This is a genomic window from Actinomadura sp. NPDC023710, assembly GCF_040639875.1.
In the GTDB taxonomy this organism is placed as follows: domain Bacteria; phylum Actinomycetota; class Actinomycetes; order Streptosporangiales; family Streptosporangiaceae; genus Spirillospora; species Spirillospora citrea.
In genome coordinates this window covers 49,917-70,124 of the sequence record NZ_JBFAGB010000006.1, presented here as the reverse complement: position 1 = coordinate 70,124, position 20,208 = coordinate 49,917, and the positions used below count along the sequence as shown (strand labels likewise).

Here is a 20,208-nt window from a genome sequence, read left to right as displayed (position 1 = left end):
CGGCTCAGTGGTCGCGCAGCAGGGAGCCGGCACCGAGGACCCTGTCGTCGATGCCGTTGTCGCGGAGCGCCATCCACCAGGTGGCGGCGTTGATGGCGATGACGGGCAGGCCCAGCCACCGCTCGGCCTCGTCGGCCGTCGCGACCATCGACAGGTTGGTGCCGCACTGGACCAGGGCGTCGACCTCGCCCTCGGCCAGCGCGCGCAGCGCGGTGCGCAGCTCGACCCCGGTGACGTGCGCGATCGACACGGCTGTCGGGCACTTCAGCCCGATGATCCGGTCGACCTCGAAGCCGATCTCGGTGAAGAACCGCCGGACGTTGGCGTCGCCGACCGGCTGGTACGGGGTGACGACGCCGATGCGCCGCGCCCCGTACAGCTTCAGTGCGCGCTCGCACGCCTCGGCGCCGGTCGCGACCTCCAGGCCCGTGATGTCGTTGATCTGCTTGACGAACCTCTTGTTGCCCTCGGCGCCGCCCCAGAACGTCTCGGCGGACATGCCCATCACCATGTAGTCGGGTTCGCAGGTCAGGACCCGCTCGCAGGCCGCGCCGATCTCGTCGCGGATCTGCTCCAGGAGCCGTTCCATGCCCGCGTCCCCGGCCATGTTCTGGTCGCGGATGTGGATCCTGGAGAAATGGGACGTCACCCCGGGGACGCCCATCCGGTGGAAGTCGGGTTCGACGATGGTGTTGGTGGACGGTGCGATCACGCCGAACTTGCGCCGCCAGCCGAGTGCGTCCGTCACGCGGCAACCCCTTCCTCTTGCCCGGCCCTGGTCCGGGCCGTCGCGGCGAGCCGCCATGCCGCGAACGCGAAGGCCGCCTGGGCGATCGTGTTGCAGGACTGCTCCACCCATTGCAGGGCGATGGACTGCTCGGCCCGCGCCGCCATCGGGCCGAGCAGGTACTGTCCGGCCAGCCAGAGCCCGAAGAGCGTCGCGGCGAGCGGGTCGCCCGCGCGCGCGGCGGACCTCAGCAGCAGGACGGCCGCGACGGTCACCGCGATGATCGTCCAGACCATCGCGGGCCAGGTGTCGCGTAGGGCCGCCGCGGCCGCGAGAGCGGCCGCCGGCGGGACGGCGAACGCGGCCGGATGCGGCGGACGGGCGGTCTCCCGCGACAGCGCGAACGCCAGCACGGTGAAGCCGGTCGCCAGCAGCGGGAACAGCGCACCCTGCAGCCAGGGCAGGTCCGGGCCGTCCAGGGCGACGATCAGCTTCCACGCGGCCTTGGCGGATCCGCCCGCCACGATCAGCGCGGCCGCGGCGGGCACCAGCGGATGCCGGCGCCGCAGCAGCGCCACGCCCAGCGCGGTCAGCGCCACCGGCACGAAGTCCTCGGCGGCGAGGGCGGGCGGGTAGGCGCTCATGCGGCGTCGCCGAAGAGGTCGCGCCTGCGGAGCGGGGCCAGCAGGAACCGGCCCATGATCTTCGGGGTGGTGAGCCAGGCGACCGTTCCGCCGTTCCTGGTCCCGGCCAGCACCCGGTCGGCGAGCCAGGGCGTCACCGTCTCCACCCGGTCGGCGAGGATGTTGAAGACCTTCCTGGCCTTCGCCAGCTCGTCGGGGGAGTAGTCCCGGGTCAGCAGGTCGGTGACGACCATGCCGGGTGACAGGTGCGCCACCGTGACCGGGCCGCCCTCGACCTCCTTGGCCAAGCCGGTGGTGAGGTAGTCGGCGCCGCGCTTGGTCGCTCCGTAGGCGATCAGGCCGGGGACGGTGCGGCCGTCGCCGCCGAGCCCGGCCATGTTCCAGAGGGTGCCCCCGCCCTGGGCGGTCATGCCCCGCACCGCGACGGCGCTGCCGTGCATCAGGCCGAGCAGGTTGGCCGCCACCACGGTCTCCAGTTGCTCGGCGGGGAGTTCGCTGAGAGGCCGGCGCGACGTGGAGACACCGGCATTGTTGATCCAGTGGTCGACGTGCCCGAACGCCTCGGCCGCCGCGTCCCAGAGCGCCTGCACCCGGTCCCGGTCGGCCATGTCGCAGACCACCCCGACCACGCCGTCGCCGAGTTCGGCCAGCGCCTTGTCGACCGACTCCCGCGACCGGCCGCAGACGGCGACGCGGGCGCCCCGCGCCAGGAACTCCCGGGCGAGGCCGAGCCCGATCCCGCGCGTGCCGCCGGTGACGACCACCACCGGCCCCGTCATGTGCCGTCCTCCCAGGTCAGCACCCCGTGGAGGACGCTGTTCAGGACGTTGCCCTTGAACAGCTCGTACACCACGGTGAGGGTCCGGCCCGCATTCATCCCCGGCTCGGTGTCGATCATGAACTCTCGTCCCTTGGCCTTCCACACGTCGGTGAAGTGCAGAACGGGGTAGTTGGCCCGGCCGAAGGCCTGCGCGTTGCCCCAGGCGTCCGGGCCCTCGTAGAAGGAGCGGAACCCGTCCCGCCGGGCCTCCACGGTGTAGTGCCGGTCGAGGGCACCGCTCCAGGTGACGTGCCGGCGGGTGCGCAGCAGGTCGATGGGCTGCAGCTCGATCGAGACCGTGACCTCGCCGGCCGGTTTCTGGTCGGCGCCCCACAGCTCGCAGGTCCCGCTGTACGCGCCGTGCTGCTTGGTCGGGAGGATGTGGGGGACGGGCCCGTTGCGGGTCTCGTCCGTGAGGAACCGGTCGATGGCGTCCCTGGTCTCGGCGTTGGCGTCGTAGTCGGTGCTGCGCCTGTAGACGCCGTTGAAGCAGCCCACGACCGCCCAGCCCTGGTACAGCATGGACGAGTACACCTGCGTCCGGCCGTCCGGCAGGACGTGGTTCCAGGTGTTGAGGTCGGCCTGCCAGCCCGGCCCGTAGTAGTGGGCGTCGACGAACCCGCCGTAGGGCTGGCCGGTGCCGTGGAAGTCGGGGCCGGTGTAGACGCGGTCGCTGTCGGAGTCGGTGACGCCGAACGCGAACGGAGCGCCGAGGCGGAACCGCCCGGCGAGGGGGCCACCGCCTTCCAGCCCGCCGTCCATGTAGTACGTGGTGACGCCGTCCTCGAAGACCGACGACCGGCGGATGTCCTCGTACCCGCGCCAGGTGCCGGTGGCGTCGAACAGGGACGGACGGCCGTGCCATTCGCCCTCGATCCGGCTCTGCCACGCGCTCGGCTCAGGCATCCGCGGACTCCTCTTCCGGCAGGTCGTCGGTCAGCAGTTCGGCGCGCAGCTCCTCGGCCTGTTCGTCGCCGAGCAGCCGGGCGACGTTCCCCCACACCGGGTCGACCTCCGGGCTGAACAGGGCGGCGCGGTTGCGGGCGTCGCGGGCGGCGAGGTCGGTGTCGGCGAGCGTGGCGCGCACGTCGTCCGGGACGCCCTTCACCAGCAGGTCGCGCCAGTGCTCGAAGTAGCGGTCGAGGTAGGCGCCCATGGCCGCGAAGTGCTGCTCGTCGGCGCGATCGACGAGCATCCAGGGCGACATCATGGCGTGCTGGCGGGGGCCGATCGCGGCCGTGGACGGCCCGAACCGCTCCCGGACCTCCTCGTACACCGGGGTCAGCGGCTGGAACACCGCGTTGACGTACTCCAGGTGCGCGCCCAGGTCGGCGCGCGGCACGAGGTCGATGTGGTAGGCGAGATGGCCGCCGGCCCGCACCGAGTCGAGCGTGAAGTGCGGGACGGCCGAGTCCGCGCCCGTGAACGCGAAGATCATGTGGCTGTCCATGTCGATCTGGTCGACGGTCAGCCCGATGCGGACGACCTTGGCGATCCTCTCGCCGCGCAGCACCGTCAGCGTGCCGACGGGCGCCGGGGACATCGGGCTGGTCAGGACCCTTTCACGGACCGTTTTCAGGTTCTCGACGCCGGCCAGTGCCGCCAGCGTCCGGTCGCTCAGCGCCTTGGGCGGCGACACGCTCACTCGCTCTCTCCTTCGGTGGCGGTGTTCCCGCCGGCGGGCGCCGGGTCGCCGCCGCGGGCGCGGTGCTGCCAGGCGCGGGCCAGCTCGGGGTTCTCCCGGCGGGCGGGGGAGGGGATCACGGCGGCGCTGCCGCGCCCGCCGTTGACCGCCGGCCGCGCCTCGTCGCCGAGCCACCAGCCGGCGGCCATCAGCTGCCGGCGCCGCCGCCGGTAGGCGACCTGCAGGGAGTCGCTGCGCAGGTGCAGCTCGTCGGCCAGGTCGTAGGGCAGCAACTCGGGCCGCTGACTCTCCACCACGGGCTTGTCCTGCAGCAGGATGCTGCGGATCCGCTTGCGGGCGTCCCGGTCCGCCCACCGGCCGGTGAAGAAGTTCCGGTACCCGACGATCTTGACGAGGGTGCGGTTCCGGTCGAGGGGCACGTTGTGGTCGTAGAGGATCATGTCGCCGAACGGCAGCCGGACGTGCAGCTTCACGATGTTGGGCAGGTACCAGCCGTTGGTGACCAGCACCTCTTCCGGCCTCTCCTTGTACAGCCGTTTCCACAGGCCCTTCGCGGGCGGCGGGCTGAGGCTGATGTCGGCGACGGCCGACCAGTCGTCCTGGACGATCTCGTAGTCGGGGATCTCCGGCTTGTCCGGGTTGCCGAACCGGGTGCCGTGCACGAACGGGGTGTGCGAGGCGTCGACGACGTTCTCGAACGTCCGCTCGTAGTTGGCCTCGACGACCAGTTCGACGTACACGGTGGCGAAGGACGGGTCGTCGTGCTCGGGGAAGTGCGGGATGGGCGGGCGCTCCTCCTCCGCCAGGTCGCCGAGGAACGCCCAGATCATCCCGGACTCCTCCCGGACGGGGTAGGAGTCGACGCGGGCCTTCTTCGGGATGCCGCGTCCCGGCGGGTTCGCCGGGATCTTGCTGCACGCGCCGTCCGGCCCGTACTGCCAGCCGTGGTACGGGCAGGCGATCGTGTCGTCGCCGACGAGCCTGCCCGCCGACAGCGCGGCGCCCCGGTGCGCGCACAGGTCGGACAGGCACACCACCGCGCCGTCGCGCTTGCGGTAGAGGACGAAGTCCTGGCCCAGGCAGGTCACCCGCCTCGGGGCCCGGGTGACCGCGTGCGCGAACTCCACGGCGTACCAGAAGTTCTTGAGCATGAAGGCTCCTAACGGCGCCGCAGGTCGATGAGCGCGGGGTCGGCGGACGGGGTGACGTCGTCCCCGCGCACATGGACGCGCAGGAAGCCGACGGTCAGGTCCGCGAAGGCGCGGCGGGCCTCGGCGGGATCGGTGTCGGGCTCCAGGTCGAGGAACGCGCGGGCGGCGGTCGGGTCGACCGGGTCCGCGACGGCGAAGTGGTTGGCGCCGCGCACGACGGCGAGCAGGTCGCGCGGATCGCGCAGGGCCTCGGTGAAGGTGCGCGTGACCGGGTCGGAGCGGGCGTCCTGGCCGTACCGGTCGGAACTGCCCATGATGACGCCGTCCCGCGTGCCGACGCCCAGCAGCACCGGGCAGTCGACCTGCGCGGTCAGGACGGTGCCGGCGGGCCAGCCCAGCATGGTGGCGACCATGGTGTGCGTCCCGTAGGCGAAGCAGGCCCGTACGCCCGGGACGAAGCGCGCCGACTGGAGGACCACGGTGCCGCCCGCCGAGTGCCCGCCGAGCGCGATGCGGTCCAGGTCCAGGGCCCCCTTGAGCAGGTCGATCCCGCCGAGCGCGTCCAGCACGGCGGGAAGGGCCGGGCAGGTCGGCCGGGTGCCGTACGCCTCCGGCCGGGCCGCGTCCAGGTCGACGCCGGGGGTGAGGCCGTACCGGCCGCCGAACAGCTCCGCGACCCGGTCGAACGTCACGACGACGAAGCCGGCGGCGGCGATGGCGGACGCCAGCGGCCGGTAGACCGCCTGCTCGACGTTCACGCCGGAACAGAACACGACCACCGGATAGGGGGCGTCCCGCGGGTCGGGCGGGAACTCCCCGGACAGCCGCTCGGTGTCGGTGCCGTCGGCGCGGGCCGGGTAGTACACCTTCAGGTGCGCGGTGCCGAACGGCGCGGCGCCGCCGGTGTCAGCCGACCACCACAGCGAACGGACCTCCCTGGCCGTGCTCATGGGCGGGGCAGCTCTCGGTCGCCGCCCCACAGGGCGCGGACGAGGCGGTCGGTGGTCTCCTGCCCGAAGTAGCGGACGCCCATCACGTTCGCGGGGTCGCGCTCGGCGATGTTGCGGCGGGTGGCCAGGTCGGCGGCGGCGAGCGCGGCTCGGTCCGCGCCGGGGACGGGCTCGGCCGCGTCGACCCAGCCGAGCCAGCGGTCCACGTGCTCGGTCAGCAGCCGCTCGACCAGGTCGACGTTCTTCTCCGACCGAGGGAAGGAGTAGCAGTGCGCGGTGGGGGACAGGCTCGCCCGGATGAACCCCGCCCGGCTGGTGAAGAACTCCAGCTCGGGGTTCTCCTCCCGCACCGCCAGCCAGCCGTCGTTGAGCGGCTCGTAGTACGCGTCGTAGTAGCCGCCGTCGGCCAGGAGGTTGGTGCGCGGTACCGAGTCGACATAGAACCAGCCCTCCGGCCACACCAGCAGCGCCATGCCCAGGTGCGGCACCCGGACGTGCGGGCCGAGCCACACGGTCAGGTGCAGGTTGGCGAACCCGGCCGCCGGGTCGCCGAGCCACGAGTGGACCATCCAGTCGATCTCGGGCCCGCTGTAGGCGGCCAGGCGCCCGCCGGGGCTCTCGGGCGGGTTCCCGTAGGACTCCAGGGCCTCGGTGGACGGATCGCGGGCCACCTCGAACCGCGCGTCGATCCTCGCCTTGAGCCCGGCGAGGATCGAGGTGTAGCGGTGGAAGGTCTCGGTCACGTCGATGGCGGGGGACTCGTCCACCATCTGCTCGACGTGCCGCAGGGTCTCCTTCGGCTGCGGGGTCTGCTTCAACGGGGCGCTCCGCTCGGTGCGTCGTCGGCCAGCGCGGCGACCGCGTGCGCGGGACGCCCGCCGACCAGGTCGGTGTTCTTGGAGACGAGCCGGTTGACGGCCTGGGCGGGGTGGATCGCCGCGACGGTGACCGGTTCGGTGGCGCGGGTGACGCGAGGATGGCTGATACGGCCCTCGAAGGGGCCCTGCCAGGGCGTCCACAGGGTGAAGTCGGCGGGGAGCGCGAGGATCAGGCCGCCGTCCGGTCCGGAGGCGACGACGTTCAACCGGTTCTCGGCGGCGCGCTCGGGCAGGCCGAGGGCGGTCTCCCAGTCCTGCGCCGGCGTGAACGGGACCGCGACGGCGTCGGCGTCGGCGATGGCCGCCAGCCGGAACACCTCGGGGTAGAGGGCGTCGTCGCCGGTGACGAGCGCGAGCCGTCCCCAGGGGAGGACGAAGACCTCGAGCCGCTCGCCGTACTCGGTGGCCCAGCCGCTGTGCCGGGCACTGGCGTGCAGTTGCGGCCGGCTTCCCACCAGGCCGTCCGCGTTCACCAGGTAGGCGGCGTGCGCGGCGCCTGCCCGCACGCTGGTCACCGCGTGCGCGGTGGTGCGGTGGAGCGCGGTGGCCAGCTCCTCGACGACGGCGCCGGCATCGGCGTCGAGGCCGAACGCCAGTTCCGGCAGGACGATCAGTTCGGCGCCCGCGCGCGCCGCCCGCCGCACCTGGTCCGGGGAGCGGACGACGGCCACGTCCACCTTCTCCTCGCCCGGCGGGGCCGCGCGAGGGCGGGGGGTCTCGGTGATCGGGGCGTACAGCCGCGGCCTGCGCGCCGCGAACGGGTCGGTGCCGTCCGGGCGCGTCTTGCGGTCGGCGCGGGACGGGTCGATGTCGGCGACCACGACGGCCTCGCCGGTGCGCGGCCCCTTGGCGGCGACCGTCCCGTCGGGGGCGACGATCTGGCTCTCGCCCGCGCCGTCCAGCAGTTCCGGCGGGACGCCGAGCCGTTCGGCGATCGCGGGCAGCAGTGCGGTGGGCAGGAGCGGGCCGACCTTGTTGGCCGCCACCACCCACACCCCGTTCTCGGCCGCGCGGACCGGGACGTGCAGGCTCGCCTCGTCGGTGGCGAACGAGTTCAGGCTGTTCAGCAGCACCTGCGCGCCGCGTACCGCCAGGTCGCGGGGGACGTCGCTGGTGACGCCCTCCATGCAGGCGTACATGCCGAGCCGGCCGTGCGGGGTGGCGATGACGGGGCCGGCGGCGGTGCCGGGATCGAGGTGGTCGCCCTCGGCGCCCATCAGCGTCAGCTTGTCGGAGCGGCCGAGCAGCGTGCCGTCCGGGCCGTAGAGCAGGCTGCTCACGGTCACGCGGCCGTCGCCGCGGGCCAGCGTCACGTTGGCCTTGACGTGCGCGCGGTGCGCGGCGGCCCGGGCGGCGATGGCGGTGAGGAACGGGCCGTCCGGCGCGCACGCGTGCCGGCGGGCGTCGTCGCGGTCCTCGTGCCAGGACAGGCGGTTGCAGAACTCCGGGAGGACGATGACGCTCGCTCCCTCGGCCGCCGCCCGGTCCACCATCCGCAGGCAGGTGCCGAGGTTGTCGGCGACGTCGAGCCCCACCGCGAACTGGACGGCGGCCACCCGGACCGGACCCATCGGGCCTCCCGGTTCCTCTAGCGAAACGCTGTTTCCAAAAACCTTACAATCGCGGTCCCTCCTCCGCCAGATCCCGCGGGCGGAAACTTCCGGCCGCGGGATCCGGCGCGGGCCGGAGGAGCCGGGCGGTTCAGGAGGCGCCGGCCAGGGTCTCGATCAGGCCCGAGCCGAGTTTGCTCTGGTAGTACGACCCGCCGGGCAGGTACGCGGCGGTCTGCGTGCCGTTGAAGGCGTCCTTCGCCCAGGCGACCGCGAACGTCTGCAGCACCTCGACGTTCTTCGCCTGCGGCGTGCCGCAGGCGAGCGTCCCGACGGAGTCGGTGCTGGCGCCCTCGGCGTCGGTGTGCGCGCCGTCGGTCAGCCGGACGCCGACGAACGGGGCGTGCACGTCCGCCTGGACCGCGTCGGTCCCGCTGCCGCTGTTGTTGCAGAGGCCGTCCGGCCCGGAGATCGTCCGGACCGTGCGGCCGGTACCGTCCACGGCCTTCAGCCCGGTGCCGAGGTTGTTCCCGGCGAACGACTTCACCGGGTCGAGCAGGACCAGGCCGCGCAGCCGCGCCCATGCCGCCGCGCCGTCGCCGCGGAGCCGCCCGGCCGCGTAGCCGACGGCCTCGCCGCCGGCCGAGTGCCCGGAGAAGACCAGCGAGTTCGGCAGCGCGAGGCCGGGCCGTCCCGCCTGGGCCTTGGCCTTGGCGAAGCTGCGGCCGAGTTTGTCCGCCGGGTCGGACATCTTGGCGAACAGGTCGGCGACGTTGCCGAGGAAGTCGGTGTTGTTCCCGAGGTTCTGCAGGGTGCAGCCGTAAAGGTTCGCCGTGGGCAGGGTCGGGGCGAAGACCAGGTAGCCGGCCCCGGCGTACTTGGACGCCAGGTCCGCGATGTTGTCCTTGGAGCGGGCGAAGCCGTGCTGGAGCCACACCAGGCCCTGCGGAGCGCCGGCGGGGAAGTACCAGTCCGCGCCCTGGTTCAGGGTCGTGAACGCGCAGCGGATCTCGACGGTGGTCTGGACGCGGGTGACGGCGGCGTCGGCGGGGGAGAGGGGGCCGAGGGCGGTCAGGGCGAGGGTGGCGGCGCTGGTCGCGGCCAGGGTCCGGACGGCATGTACGGCGCGCATGCTGCCTCCGAAGGCAACCACTCCGTTTCTTCTAGAGAAACAGAGTTTCCAATAATGGCCCCCTTATTAAGCACGCCGGGGAACGCGAAGGCAATGGCGCGGTGCCGCGATCGGGTAACGATGCGCCTGGCGATACGGCGGTGACCGGCCGTCAGGACGGGTAGGCCCCCGCGCCCATCCCGCCGCCGCCCGCGCGGAACGCGGCGGGAGCGTGGATCGCGCAGGTCTGCGTGTACTCCAGCAGACCCTCGGCACCGTACTCGCGGCCGTGCCCGCTGCGCTTCACCCCGCCGAACGGCGCGCGCAGCGCCATCCCGGTGCGGTTGTGGGTGTTGACGAACGTGAAGCCGGCGTCGAAACGGCGGGCGAACGCGAACGCGCGGTCCTCGTCGGCCGACCACACCGAGGCGGCGAGACCGAGGTCGCCGGCGTTGGCGCGCGCCAACGCCTCGTCCTCGTCGTCGTAGCCCAGCAGCGGCACGACGGGGCCGAACTGCTCCCCGGCGACCACCGGCGCGTCGTCGTCCACGTCCGTGACCAGCGCGGGCCGGACGAAGTACCCGTCATCCATGTCGGTCCGCACGGAGCCCAGCTCCGTGACGGCGCCGCCTCGCCGCACCGAATCGGCGACGAGTCCCCGGACGCGGCCGGCGGCCTCGGCCGAGACGACCGGGCCTACCGTCGTCCCCCGGTGCAGGGGGTCGCCGAGCACCAGCGTGCGCTCGGCCGCCGCGAGATAGGCCTCGCGGACCTCGGCCAGCCGCGACGCCGGCGCGTACAGGCGCTTGGCGGCCATGCAGACCTGCCCGGCGGTGGCGAAGGAGGCCATCACCAGCCGGTCCATCGCCGCCTCGGTGAGGTCCGCGTCGTCCAGCAGCACGACCGGATCGTTGCCGCCCAGCTCCAGCAGCACCGGAGTGACGGCCTTGGCGGCGGCCGTCCCGATGGCGCGGCCCGCCTCGGCGCCGCCGGTGAACGCGACCCGGTGCACGCGGGGATGGCCGGCCAGCGCCCGCGCCGTCTCGGCGCCGCCGTGCACGACGCGGACGAGCCCCGGCGGGAACGCCGCCAGCACCCGGGCGACCGCCAGCGGCGCGAGCGGGGACGGCTTGACCACGACCGTGTTGCCGGCCGCCAGCGCGGGCCCCGCCTTGAGTAGAGTGAGGACGATGGGCGCGTTCCATGGGGTGATGGCCGCGACCACGCCGTAGGGACGGTGCCGCAGGACGAGCCGTCCGGCGTCGTCGTCGGTCTCCCGGTCGGCGTACGCCGCCGGGGCGTGCTCGGCGGCCCAGCGCAGGTAGGCGGCGGCGAACCGGATCTCCCCGGCGCAGTCGGCGAGCGGTTTGCCGGACTCGCGGGCCAGCAGTTCCGCGACGCCGGGCATCCCGTCGACGGCGTCGGCGGCCCGCGCGAGCGCGGCGGCCCGGTCCCCGACCGGAACGCGGCACCAGTCGCGCTGCCGCGTCTCGGCGTCGCGGACGGCCCGGTCGACCCGCGCCGCGTCCGCCACCGGGACCCGGCCGACGATCTCCTGCGGCCGGGCCGGGTTCTCCCGGACGATCTCGCCGGCCCCGGAGGAGGCCGGCATCAGGCGACGTCCCGCAGGGAGGCGATCATCGAGGTGCGCAGCAGGTGCCGCCGCGCCTCGGCGGGATCCGCCGCGAGCCTCCGCAGCTCCTCGTGGTGACCGGCCGGATCGCGCATCCGCTCCCAGTTGCCGTGCGTCATCCGCCGCACGAAGGACCGCGCCGTGTCGCGGCGCGCCGCCGCCACGGCGTCGAGCGCCGACTGCGCACCGCCCCCCAGGACGTCCGCGAGCGCGCCGGCCAGCAGGACGGCGTCGTGGATGCCGCTGTTCATCCCCATGCCGCCGAGCGGGTTGTTGACGTGCGCCGCGTCCCCGGCGAGCAGCACCCGCCCGGCGCGGAACGTCCCGGCGACGCGCTGGTGAACGCGGTACAGGCTGGCGTGCGCGACGTCCCACGGGGCGTCGGCGACCTCGCGCAGCCGCTCCGGCAGCCGCGCCAGCTCGCGGGCGTCGGGCGTGCCCTCCGGTGTCGGGAACAGGACCCGCCAGTGGTCGGGGGTGCGCAGCAGCACCAGCCACTCGTCGGGGTCGAAGACGTAGCTCACCGCGGCGATGCCGGGCAGCAGGTCCTCGACGGCGGTCGTGGTCGAGGCGACCAGGAACCGTTCGGGATAGGTCATGCCCGCGAACTCCACGCCCAGGGAACGCCGTACCGCCGAACCGGCGCCGTCCGCGCCGATCAGCCAGGCGCCGCGGAACCGCTCTCCGTCCGCGGTCGTCACCTCCACGCCGCCCCCGTGCGCCAGCACCGCCCGCACGGCCGCGCCGAACCGCACCTCGCCGCCCGCGTCCAGCAGGTGATCGCGCAGGACCGGGGTGAGCTTGCTCTGCTCGCACTGGACGCGGAACGGGTAGGGCGTGTCGCCGGACAGCACCGACAGGTCCAGCTCCGCGATGACGCCGCCGCGCCGGTCCCGGTACTGGAAGGTCCGGGAGACGAGGCCGCGCTCCAGCAGCCGGCCGAGCACGCCGAGCCCGTCCAGCATCTCCAGCGATGGCGGATGGAACGTGGACGCACGCGACTCGGCGGCCAGTCCCGGCTCCGCCTCCAGCACGGTGACGGGGACGCCGCGGCGGGCGAGGGCGAGCGCGGCGGTGAGACCGACCGGCCCGGCCCCGGCCACCAGCACGGGCGCCATCACGGTTCCCGGGAGTGCAGGGCGAAGCCGTCCTCCACGCCGACGACCCGCGGATTGGTGAAGAACCTCAGCGTCTCGGCCGTGCCCTCCGAGCCCAGCCCGGACGCCCCCCACGCGGGGCGGGGCGCGAACAGGTGCAGGCTCATCACGCTGGAGCCGTTGACCTTGACCTCCCCGGCCCGGATGCGGCGCGCCACGGCCAGCGCCGCATCCTCGTCGGTGCCGGCGACGTACCCCTCCAGCCCGTACGCGGTGCCGTTGGCCAGCGCCACGGCCTCGTCGAGCGTCCGGTAGGGGTGGACGGTGGCGACGGGCCCGAAGATCTCCCCGGTGGCGTCGCCGGGGTCCACGCCCGCGACGAGCGCGGGCGCAAGGTAGTTGCCCTCGTCCGGCACCTTGGTCGCGGAGACGACGCGGCCGCCGAGCGCGTCCCGCCGGGCGGCGACCAGGGCGCGGTGGCGGGAGTGCACCAGCGGGCCGAGGTCGGTGCCCTCGTCCAGCGGCGGTCCCGCGTGCAGGGCCGCGAGCCGCTCACCGATCGCCTCCAGCAGCGCCGCCTGGAGGTTCCCGGGCACGATGAGCCGGCCGAGCGCCCGGCACCATTGGCCGTTGAGCGTGGTGAGCAGGTCGACGGCGGCGCGGGCGGCCCGGCCGGTGCCGGCGTCCGGCATGACGATCAGGGGGTTGTTGCCGCCCAGCTCCAGCTGGACGGGTTTGATCCCGGCGGCGCAGGCGGCGGCGACGGATCCGCCGCCGGCGGCCCCGCCGGTGAACGAGACCGCCCGGATCCGCGGATCGGCGGCCAGCCGCGCACCGGTGCGGCCGTCGCCGTGGACGAGCTGGAAGACCCCGCCCGGGACACCGCCGTCGGCCAGCACGCCCGCCACGATCTCGGCCAGCCGCTGGCCGCCGTACGGCGCGTACTCGCTCGGCTTGAGGATCGCGGGGCAGCCCGCGGCGAGCGCGCTGGCCACCTTGTGCGCGGCCATCGGCGCGGGCGCGTTCCACGGGACCAGGCACAGGGCCGGACCCCACGGCAGCCGCCGCACCTCGGCCGCGCGGCCGTCCTCACGGGTGAGCACGGTGTCCAGCCCGCCCCCGCGCAGCTGCTCGGCGGCCAGCCGGAAGGACCCGGACACGATCATCCCGAGCGGCCTCGTCTGCCGGATCGGGACACCGGCGGCCGACGCCTCCAGGGCCGCGATCTCACCCGTCACCGGTTCGAGGGCGTCGGCGACCGCGTCCAGAAGGGCGGCGCGTTCGGCGGCGGGCCGGGCGGCCCAGCCGTCCGCCGCCTCATCGGCCGCCGCCAGGGCCCGCTCCACCCGCTCGCCGCCGGTGCTCCCGGCGGGACCGATCTCCTCGCCGGTGGCCGGGTCCTCCAGGACGGGGCCGCCCCCGGGTGACGCGGCCCAGGTCCCGGCGACCAGATCACGATGCGGAGGGCTCACTTCGGGACGCTCGCGAACAATGCGTTCTCCTTGCTCTCGGTCACCATCCGGGCGGCCTCCAGCCTGCCCCGCTCCGCCGGGAACGTCATCACCAGGCCCATCGCGAGATCGCGCAGCGCCCGCCCGATGACCCCGTCCATCGTGGCGGCGGAGGTGCCGCACGCCTTGAACGCGCCCAGCACGACCTGGAAGCACGCCTCGGCGATGTCGCCCTTGGCGATCCGCCACTGGCGGTACACCTCGGGCTTGGGCCGCAGCGGCGGCTCGGAGGTCTCCAGCTCCAGCTGGCGGCGGATCCACAGGTGGGCCGTCTCCAGCCGCTCGGTCATGTCACCGATGATCACCTGGTGCATCGGCGAGGACGCGATGGGCCGTCCGGAGTCGGCGAACGTCCTGCGGGTGAGCCGCTCGACGGCGAAGTCGTAGACGTTCTGCGCCGCGCCCAGATAGCAGGCCGAGATCGCGAGCTGGTTGCCGACGAAGCTGCCGCGGCTCATCCGCAGCATCCGCACGAACGCGCCGGGCACCGTCAGCGCCTCCTCCGCGGGGACGAACACGTCGGTGAGGGTCACGCCGTGGTTGTTGGACGCCCGCATCCCGAGCCCGTTCCACGGCTGCCGGGAGGCGACGCCCGGGGCCTCGCGCGGCACCAGGAACAGCGCCAGCCCGTCGGCGTCGGAGGTGCCGTCGAGCCGGGCGGTCACCAGGTAGGTGTCGGCGACGCCGGTCGCGCAGCCGAACGACTTCACGCCGGTGAGCCGCCAGCCGCCCTCGGTCGGGGACGCGGTGGTGGCGATCGCGATGTTCGCGCCGGAGGACTTGACCTCCTCGCTGGCGAAGTTCGCCATCCACGTTCCGGCGGCCATCCTGCTCAGCACCTTCTCGGCGAACGCCCGCACGGGCTTCACCTCGTCGTCCCCGGTGAACAGACCGGCCTCGACCGCCTCCAGCGGCAGCAGGCCGCGCGAGGCGCTGGTGTTGTGGAAGAAGTACGACAGCGCCGTGGACGGGCAGGCGGTGCCCATGGCGTAGGTGGCGGCGGCCAGGTCGCGCAGTCCGCCCCCGAGGCCCCCGTACTCGGCGGGCACCACCAGGCCGAGCAGCCCGGCCTCGCGCAGCAGCGCGACGTGCCCGTCCGGGAACTCGGCGTCGGCGTCGGCCGCCGCGGCGGCCTCGCGCAGCCGCGGCAGCACCGCCTCCACGCGCCCGGCCCGCTCCCGCTCGGCATCGGTCATCGTCTCGACGAGCCGTTCGCCGGTCAGCGTCGTCGGCTGGGTCATCGGCTGGATCCCTTCAGGCTGGTCAGGAGGCGGTCCGGTAGGTACGGCCGGGAAGAGCCGAACCCCAGACGGCCTCCAGGTCCGCTGCGGCGGCCACCAGGGCGGCCCGGTCGGTCGGGGTGGCGACGTCGAGCCGGGCGGCGAGGAAGAGCACATCCTCCGCGCACAGGCCGCCGTCGATGCCGCCGAGCGTCGCGTCGAAGCTGCGCACGCCGCTCTTCATCGCGGTCAGCGCGTTCGCCAGGCCCAGCCCGCAGGCCTCGCGCAGCCGCACCCGCACGGGCACCGGCCGGGCCCGCGCCACGGCCTCCTGCAGCACGTTGCGGACGACCAGCGGGGAGGCCGCCGCGGGGCCCTCGTCGAGCGCGATCTCGGTGCAGCCGGCGGTGAGCAGCCGGTCGACGGCGGCGAGCACGGCGGCCTGCCGCGCGGGATCGAAGACGTCACCCACCCGGCCCACCACGGGCAGCCCCCGCGCCCGGGCCGCGGCGATGAGGCGCGGCGCGTCCGGCCCGTCCACGATCTCGGCCGTCACCGGGGAGCCGGGCGGTACCCGCGCCAGGCACGCCGCGTCCTCGACCAGCGCCGACCACGGCGTCCCCGGCGGGCCGCCGGGGCCCGGCACGGGCGGGAGCGGCAACCGGACCCGGACGCCCGCCGCGCTGACCGCGTCCAGCAGCCGGGCGGCGCCGGCCCGGGTGACGCGGGCGGGCGCGGTGCCCGATGCGGTGAGCCTGCGGTGCAGGGCGGCGGCGAGCCCGGTGTCGGCGATCGTCACCTCGTCGGGCAGCGGGTCGGCGAGCTGGCCCCAGGCACGGGAGTGGAACAGCAGCGGCGCGGTGCGGCGGGGCGTCTCGGCCGTCAGGACCTCGCCCACGAAGATGGTGTGGTCGCCGCCCGGGTAGGCGTGCGCGACCCGGCAGTCGAGCCAGGCCAGCGACTCCTCCAGCACCGGCGCCCCGGAGGGCGCGGCGGTCCAGGTGCCGCGCGCGAACCGGTCGCCCGGCTCGCGCCCGGCGAACCGGTGCCCGATGGCCGCGTGGTCCTTGCCGAGGAAGCTCACCGCGAACACGCCGCTGCGCTCGATCAGCCCGTGCGTGTGGATGCCGCGGGCCAGGCAGACCAGGACGAGGGGCGGATCGAGGCTGACGCTGCAGAACGAGCCCGCGGTCATACCGTGCCAGCCGCCCCCGGCGGTCGTGGTGACCACCGCGACGCCCGTCGGCCACTGGCCCAGCACCGCGCGGAAGGTCTGTCCGTCGACCGTCACGGCATCGCGCCCTTCGTTTCGCTTCAGGAAACACTGTAACGCTCACGGTAACGAGCCTCCGGAGCGGGTGTCAACGCCCCGAATCGGTGACGAGCGTTTCCGTAAGGGAAACGCGATGGCCTAGACTTCGGTTGAGCCCGGTCCGTCGGAAGGAACCGCCGTGTCGCGTAGTGCGACCTCCCAGAACGCCCCCGCGTCCCCCGCCGAGGAGGGCGAGGGGCAGAGCCGGTCGATCGCCGCCGTGGAGCGCGCGATGGACGTCCTGCTGCTGTTCGGCCGCAGCGGCCGGCCCGACCTCGGGGTGACCGAGATCGCCACGGAGCTGGGGCTGACCAAGGCCGCCGTGCACCGCGTCCTGACCGCGCTGCGCAGCCGGGACCTGATCACCGTCGACGCGGTGACCCGCAGGTACGCCCTGGGGCACGCCGCGATCGCGCTCGGCCGGGCCTACCTCGCCCGGATGGACCTGCGCGCGCTGGCAGCCCCCGAGCTCCGCCGCCTCGCCCAGCAACTGGGCGAGACCGCCACGCTGTCGATCCGCCGCGGCGACACCCGGCTGTACGTCGACCAGGTCGTCCCGCCGCACGAGCTGCGGGTGGAGGTCAGCCTCGGCATCCCGTACCCGCTGCACGCCGGCAGCTCGTCCAAGGCGATCCTGGCCTTCCTCGACGAGGCCGAGGTCGACGGGCTGGTCGGCCGGCACGGGCTGGAGGCGCTGACCGACCGGACGATCGTGGACGAGGCGCGGCTGCGCAAGGAGCTGGCGGCGATCCGCAAGCGCGGCTACGCCGCCTCCCAGGGGGAGCGGCAGGAGGGGACGGCCTCGATCGCCGCGCCGGTCTTCGACCATGACGGCCGGGTGATCGCGGCGCTGAGCGTGGCCGGCCCGCTGTCCCGGTTCAAGCCGCGCACGGCCGAGTGCGCGCCCACGCTGGTGGAGTCCGCGGCGCGCCTGTCCGGTGCGCTCGGCCACAGCGGGTGACCCGGCCGCGGCGGGTGCCGCCGGATCCACGGGTCACAGGTCGGCGCCGGGCTTGAACACCCCCAGCGCGGCGGCGCCCAGGACCGCCGCCCAGATGCCGAACACGTACGGCAGGCAGCCGTCCACCGAACGCCTGAGCGTGCGCTCGACCTCCGGTGTGGAGCCGCCGCCCGTCAGCGCGCCGAACGCCGGCCCGAAGGGGCGCAGCGTGAGCCGGATGCCGAGCCCGCAGGCGATGGCCGCGGTGTAGAGCGCGACCTTGCCGCCCAGCCAGCGCGGCTCGGTGGTGACGCCGAACGGCCGGTCGGCGAGCAGGGTGTAGGCGGCCACGGCCGCGAGCGCGGCGATCAGCGCGATCCGGATCGTCCAGTCGGCGCGCCGCACCCACGGGAAGCGGCCGTGCGTGCGGTGGTCGGCGATGGTGGCGGCGAGCCAGGCGAGCGCGAACGCCCACACGAGCGCGACCCGCCACCGGTCGAGGGCCGGTGCGCCGAACAGTTCCGCGCCGTGCGGGTCAAGCGCCATGAGCGTCACCCCGCTCGGCAGGAACAGCACCAGGCAGATCTTCGGGCCGAGGTCGAGCCCGCTCATCACGTTGAGCGCGGTGGCGCGCGCTGCCGGGGTCAGGTCCGGCTTGAGGACGTACCGGCTGGAGTAGAAGACCCCGAGGTCGCCGCCCAGCCAGAAGACGAAGAGCACCAGGTGCAGCAGGATCCACCAGCCGTGCGCGTGCGCTCCCACGACCGCCTCCTCATTTGGAAACCCTGTTCCGGTGGGGGAGACGGTAACACGCGACTCAGGTTCCCGCGGCGCGCGGCCGCCGCCCCGCCAGCTCAGCGAACACGACCAGCCGGTAGGCGGCGGAGAACTTCGGATGGCAGGTGGTGAGCGTGAGCATCGCCTTGCGGGGCCGGGCCCCGGGATGCCCCGGCACGGGTGCTGCCACGTCCGTGCGGTCCGGCCGCACAACGGTGCGGCTCGTCACGCTGTAGACGAACGTCGTGGTGGCGGTGTCGATGAGGATCTCGTCGCCCCGCGCCAGTTCGTCGTTGCGCCGGAACGGGGCGCCGTAGGTGGTGCGGTGGCCGGCGACCGCCACGTTGCCGACCTCGCCTGGGTCCGCCGTGTCCGGGTAGTGCCCCGGGCCCTTGCGCAGGTCTGCCGTGCCGGTGCCCTGCACCACCGTGTACTCGTAGGACGACCCGAACTTCGGGATGCGCAGCAGCGCGTACGCCTGCCCGTCGGCGGGCACGGGAGCGGGCGCTGGAGCGGTGGTGCTCTTCTCCCGGCGCGGCCCGGTCACCGCGACCCTGTGCGCCCGCGCCGCGTTCCAGCGCCGTTCCAGTTCGTCGTGCATATCGCCCTGCTGTCGATGGGTGTACTCGCCGGTTCCCCAGTACAGGTAGGCGACGAAGAGGCCGAGGACGAGGCCGGCCGTCATCGACAGCTCGGCCAGGCTTCGCAGCACCGTGCGCATGGTGGGGAACGTAACCCTTCGGTAGGGAAACGGCGATCCCCTGAGTGAAACGATTCTGCCGTCACTCGCGCCCGCCTCTTGACAGCGCCGCTCCGAAGCGGTTTCGCTATGTCCACGTTGCGAAACTTCGTTTCTCTGTGGGAAACGAACCTCGCGCAGCGGTCGGCGGAAGGAGCAGCGACGCACGATGAGACGCACACGCACGACCCTGCGCGGAGCGGCCGCGGTCATCACCGCGGCGGGCGCCGTCACGGTGCCGGCGGCGGCCGCGGGCACCGCCCACGCCGCCACGGGACAGGTCCCCTACCAGTGCACGATCTTCAGCACGGTGTTCGACTACGACGCGACCGTGACCGTCACCGCCCCGGCCTCGGCGAGTGCCGGTGACACGGTCACCGTCCGGGCCGACTTCTCCGACCTGCCCGGGGTCGCGCCACTGCCGATCGAGTCGTGGACCACCTCCGGCACGCTCACCGTCTCCGGGGCGCAGTCCGGGTCGGTGCCGGTCAGTGCGCCGAAGCGGACCGGGCCGATCCCCGCGCACGGCGCGGTCCCGATCGGCGAGGTCACCGGGAAGCTCACCCTGAGCGGCGGCGGCGAGGTGAGACTCGCCCCCGGCGGCCTCACGATCGTCGCCGACGCCGGCGCGCAGGCCACCATCTCCTGCACCCCCAAGCAGACTCCCGCGAGCCTCGCCACGATCAGTGTCGGCGAGGGCGGGCCGGCGGCGTCCGTCAGCCCGTCCAGCGTCGTCCAGGGCGGAGCCGTCAGCGTCACCGGCTCGGGCTGGCGGCCGGGCGCCGCCGACATCGCCCTGTGCGACGCGAACGGTGCCGCGTGCAAGGCCGACGACCTGGCCGGCGTGACCGCCTCGGTGAACGCCGCGGGCGAGCTCACCGCGTCGGCGACCATCGCCGAGTCCGCCTCCGTCGGCGCCCGCGCCATCGTGGTCGGCCAGGGCACGGTGCGCAGGGCCGTGCCCCTGACCGTGACCGCGAAGTCGCAGCCGCCCACCGGCCAGTGCGCCGGCAGGGCCGCGGACGAGTGCGGCGAACAGAAGATCAACCTGACCGTCGACGGCGGGCCGCTGACCATGTCCCGGGAACCGGGGGAGGTGGACCTCACGCCCGTCACACTCGACGGAACCGAGCAGACCGCCACCGGCTCGCTCAGGAGGGTCGAGGTCATCGACGCGCGTGGCGGCACCGCCGGATGGTCCCTCACCGGCACGCTGACCGACTTCACCTCCTCCGGCGGGACGAGGATCCCCGCCGGGAACCTCACCTGGACGCCCGCCTGCACGGCCGCGCCCGGCTCCAGCGCCGTCACCCCTGGCAGCGCCGGCCCGCTCGACACCACCACCGCCGCGACGCTGTGCAACGCGCCCGACGGCTCCGGGCGGATCGTCGGCGGCACGTTCGGCGCCGACGCGGGCGTCAGCCTGAAGGTCCCGGCGACGACGGGCGCCGGCCGCTACACCGCCGTCCTCACCCTCACGCTGTCCTGACCGTCCCGAACCCC

General features: G+C 74.1%; 19 protein-coding genes. 2 read left to right on the top strand and 17 right to left on the bottom strand.

Going from position 1 to position 20,208, the window contains the following annotated elements:
* Nucleotides 1–4: 4 nt before the first annotated feature.
* From AB0H37_RS09015 to AB0H37_RS08945, 15 genes are all read right to left on the bottom strand, one after another.
* Nucleotides 5–748: an arylmalonate decarboxylase gene (locus AB0H37_RS09015; RefSeq protein ID WP_360612039.1), complete on the bottom strand. Its 744-nt coding sequence runs from the start codon at nt 746–748 to the stop codon at nt 5–7.
* Nucleotides 745–1,371, bottom strand: a complete 627-nt coding sequence (locus AB0H37_RS09010) for a hypothetical protein (protein ID WP_329092386.1) — start codon at nt 1,369–1,371, stop codon at nt 745–747. Before AB0H37_RS09010 ends, AB0H37_RS09015 begins: the two co-directional genes overlap by 4 nt.
* Complete coding sequence (locus AB0H37_RS09005; RefSeq protein WP_360612038.1) at nt 1,368–2,150, bottom strand: SDR family oxidoreductase; 783 nt, start codon at nt 2,148–2,150, stop codon at nt 1,368–1,370. Before AB0H37_RS09005 ends, AB0H37_RS09010 begins: the two co-directional genes overlap by 4 nt.
* A complete protein-coding gene (locus AB0H37_RS09000) occupies nt 2,147–3,097 on the bottom strand; it encodes a hypothetical protein (protein WP_360612037.1) in 951 nt (316 codons plus the stop codon). The genes AB0H37_RS09005 and AB0H37_RS09000 overlap by 4 nt, the downstream gene beginning before the upstream one ends.
* Nucleotides 3,090–3,836 carry a hypothetical protein gene (locus AB0H37_RS08995; RefSeq protein WP_329092380.1) on the bottom strand — a complete coding sequence of 249 codons (747 nt, stop codon included), beginning with the start codon at nt 3,834–3,836 and terminating at the stop codon, nt 3,090–3,092. The genes AB0H37_RS09000 and AB0H37_RS08995 overlap by 8 nt, the downstream gene beginning before the upstream one ends.
* Nucleotides 3,833–4,987, bottom strand: a complete 1,155-nt coding sequence (locus AB0H37_RS08990; RefSeq protein WP_329092378.1) for an aromatic ring-hydroxylating dioxygenase subunit alpha — start codon at nt 4,985–4,987, stop codon at nt 3,833–3,835. Before AB0H37_RS08990 ends, AB0H37_RS08995 begins: the two co-directional genes overlap by 4 nt.
* A gap of 8 nt (nt 4,988–4,995) precedes the next feature.
* Nucleotides 4,996–5,937, bottom strand: a complete 942-nt coding sequence (locus tag AB0H37_RS08985; RefSeq protein ID WP_360612036.1) for an alpha/beta hydrolase — start codon at nt 5,935–5,937, stop codon at nt 4,996–4,998.
* Complete coding sequence (locus AB0H37_RS08980) at nt 5,934–6,755, bottom strand: oxidoreductase (protein WP_329092375.1); 822 nt, start codon at nt 6,753–6,755, stop codon at nt 5,934–5,936. The genes AB0H37_RS08985 and AB0H37_RS08980 overlap by 4 nt, the downstream gene beginning before the upstream one ends.
* Entirely contained in the window at nt 6,752–8,386 is a 1,635-nt protein-coding gene (locus tag AB0H37_RS08975; RefSeq protein WP_360612035.1) for a nitrilase-related carbon-nitrogen hydrolase, read from the bottom strand. The genes AB0H37_RS08980 and AB0H37_RS08975 overlap by 4 nt, the downstream gene beginning before the upstream one ends.
* A 130-nt stretch (nt 8,387–8,516) precedes the next feature.
* Nucleotides 8,517–9,497, bottom strand: a complete 981-nt coding sequence (locus AB0H37_RS08970) for a hypothetical protein (protein ID WP_360612034.1) — start codon at nt 9,495–9,497, stop codon at nt 8,517–8,519.
* Nucleotides 9,498–9,648: 151 nt separating this feature from the next.
* Complete coding sequence (locus AB0H37_RS08965) at nt 9,649–11,088, bottom strand: aldehyde dehydrogenase family protein (RefSeq protein WP_360612033.1); 1,440 nt, start codon at nt 11,086–11,088, stop codon at nt 9,649–9,651.
* Entirely contained in the window at nt 11,088–12,227 is a 1,140-nt protein-coding gene (locus AB0H37_RS08960) for an NAD(P)/FAD-dependent oxidoreductase (protein WP_360612032.1), read from the bottom strand. Before AB0H37_RS08960 ends, AB0H37_RS08965 begins: the two co-directional genes overlap by 1 nt.
* Nucleotides 12,227–13,678 (bottom strand): aldehyde dehydrogenase family protein, encoded by a 1,452-nt coding sequence (locus tag AB0H37_RS08955; protein ID WP_360612031.1) that lies wholly within the window; start codon nt 13,676–13,678, stop codon nt 12,227–12,229. Before AB0H37_RS08955 ends, AB0H37_RS08960 begins: the two co-directional genes overlap by 1 nt.
* Complete coding sequence (locus tag AB0H37_RS08950; protein WP_360612030.1) at nt 13,675–14,958, bottom strand: acyl-CoA dehydrogenase family protein; 1,284 nt, start codon at nt 14,956–14,958, stop codon at nt 13,675–13,677. Before AB0H37_RS08950 ends, AB0H37_RS08955 begins: the two co-directional genes overlap by 4 nt.
* Nucleotides 14,959–14,980: 22 nt before the next feature.
* Entirely contained in the window at nt 14,981–16,228 is a 1,248-nt protein-coding gene (locus AB0H37_RS08945) for a flavin reductase (protein WP_329092361.1), read from the bottom strand.
* A gap of 160 nt (nt 16,229–16,388) precedes the next feature.
* Here AB0H37_RS08945 and AB0H37_RS08940 point away from each other — a divergent pair, with 160 nt between their 5' ends.
* A complete protein-coding gene (locus AB0H37_RS08940; protein WP_329092360.1) occupies nt 16,389–17,210 on the top strand; it encodes an IclR family transcriptional regulator in 822 nt (273 codons plus the stop codon).
* Between the two features lie 33 nt (nt 17,211–17,243).
* On the opposite strand, the gene AB0H37_RS08935 is transcribed toward AB0H37_RS08940, so the two are convergent.
* Both AB0H37_RS08935 and AB0H37_RS08930 read right to left on the bottom strand, forming a co-directional pair.
* Complete coding sequence (locus tag AB0H37_RS08935; protein ID WP_360612029.1) at nt 17,244–17,951, bottom strand: hypothetical protein; 708 nt, start codon at nt 17,949–17,951, stop codon at nt 17,244–17,246.
* A 55-nt stretch (nt 17,952–18,006) separates the two neighbouring features.
* Nucleotides 18,007–18,687, bottom strand: coding sequence for a class E sortase (locus AB0H37_RS08930; RefSeq protein ID WP_360612028.1), 681 nt, complete (start codon nt 18,685–18,687; stop codon nt 18,007–18,009).
* 187 nt (nt 18,688–18,874) lie between these two features.
* On the opposite strand from AB0H37_RS08930, the gene AB0H37_RS08925 reads away from it, so the two are divergent.
* Nucleotides 18,875–20,194: a WxL domain-containing protein gene (locus tag AB0H37_RS08925; RefSeq protein WP_360612027.1), complete on the top strand. Its 1,320-nt coding sequence runs from the start codon at nt 18,875–18,877 to the stop codon at nt 20,192–20,194.
* The last annotated feature ends 14 nt before the right edge of the window (nt 20,195–20,208 follow it).

What these genes read in the sequence shown, in the direction of transcription:
- AB0H37_RS09010 (WP_329092386.1), bottom strand. Translation starts at nt 1,371, where the DNA reads ATGAGCGCCTACCCGCCCGCCCTCGCCGCCGAGGACTTCGTGCCGGTG.
- AB0H37_RS08965 (WP_360612033.1), bottom strand. Translation starts at nt 11,088, where the DNA reads ATGCCGGCCTCCTCCGGGGCCGGCGAGATCGTCCGGGAGAACCCGGCC.
- AB0H37_RS08975 (WP_360612035.1), bottom strand. Translation starts at nt 8,386, where the DNA reads ATGGGTCCGGTCCGGGTGGCCGCCGTCCAGTTCGCGGTGGGGCTCGAC.
- AB0H37_RS08950 (WP_360612030.1), bottom strand. Translation starts at nt 14,958, where the DNA reads ATGACCCAGCCGACGACGCTGACCGGCGAACGGCTCGTCGAGACGATG.
- AB0H37_RS09000 (WP_360612037.1), bottom strand. Translation starts at nt 3,097, where the DNA reads ATGCCTGAGCCGAGCGCGTGGCAGAGCCGGATCGAGGGCGAATGGCAC.
- AB0H37_RS08930 (WP_360612028.1), bottom strand. Translation starts at nt 18,687, where the DNA reads ATGCGCACGGTGCTGCGAAGCCTGGCCGAGCTGTCGATGACGGCCGGC.
- AB0H37_RS08985 (WP_360612036.1), bottom strand. Translation starts at nt 5,937, where the DNA reads ATGAGCACGGCCAGGGAGGTCCGTTCGCTGTGGTGGTCGGCTGACACC.
- AB0H37_RS09005 (WP_360612038.1), bottom strand. Translation starts at nt 2,150, where the DNA reads ATGACGGGGCCGGTGGTGGTCGTCACCGGCGGCACGCGCGGGATCGGG.
- AB0H37_RS08960 (WP_360612032.1), bottom strand. Translation starts at nt 12,227, where the DNA reads ATGGCGCCCGTGCTGGTGGCCGGGGCCGGGCCGGTCGGTCTCACCGCC.
- AB0H37_RS08925 (WP_360612027.1), top strand. Translation starts at nt 18,875, where the DNA reads ATGAGACGCACACGCACGACCCTGCGCGGAGCGGCCGCGGTCATCACC.
- AB0H37_RS08970 (WP_360612034.1), bottom strand. Translation starts at nt 9,497, where the DNA reads ATGCGCGCCGTACATGCCGTCCGGACCCTGGCCGCGACCAGCGCCGCC.
- AB0H37_RS08990 (WP_329092378.1), bottom strand. Translation starts at nt 4,987, where the DNA reads ATGCTCAAGAACTTCTGGTACGCCGTGGAGTTCGCGCACGCGGTCACC.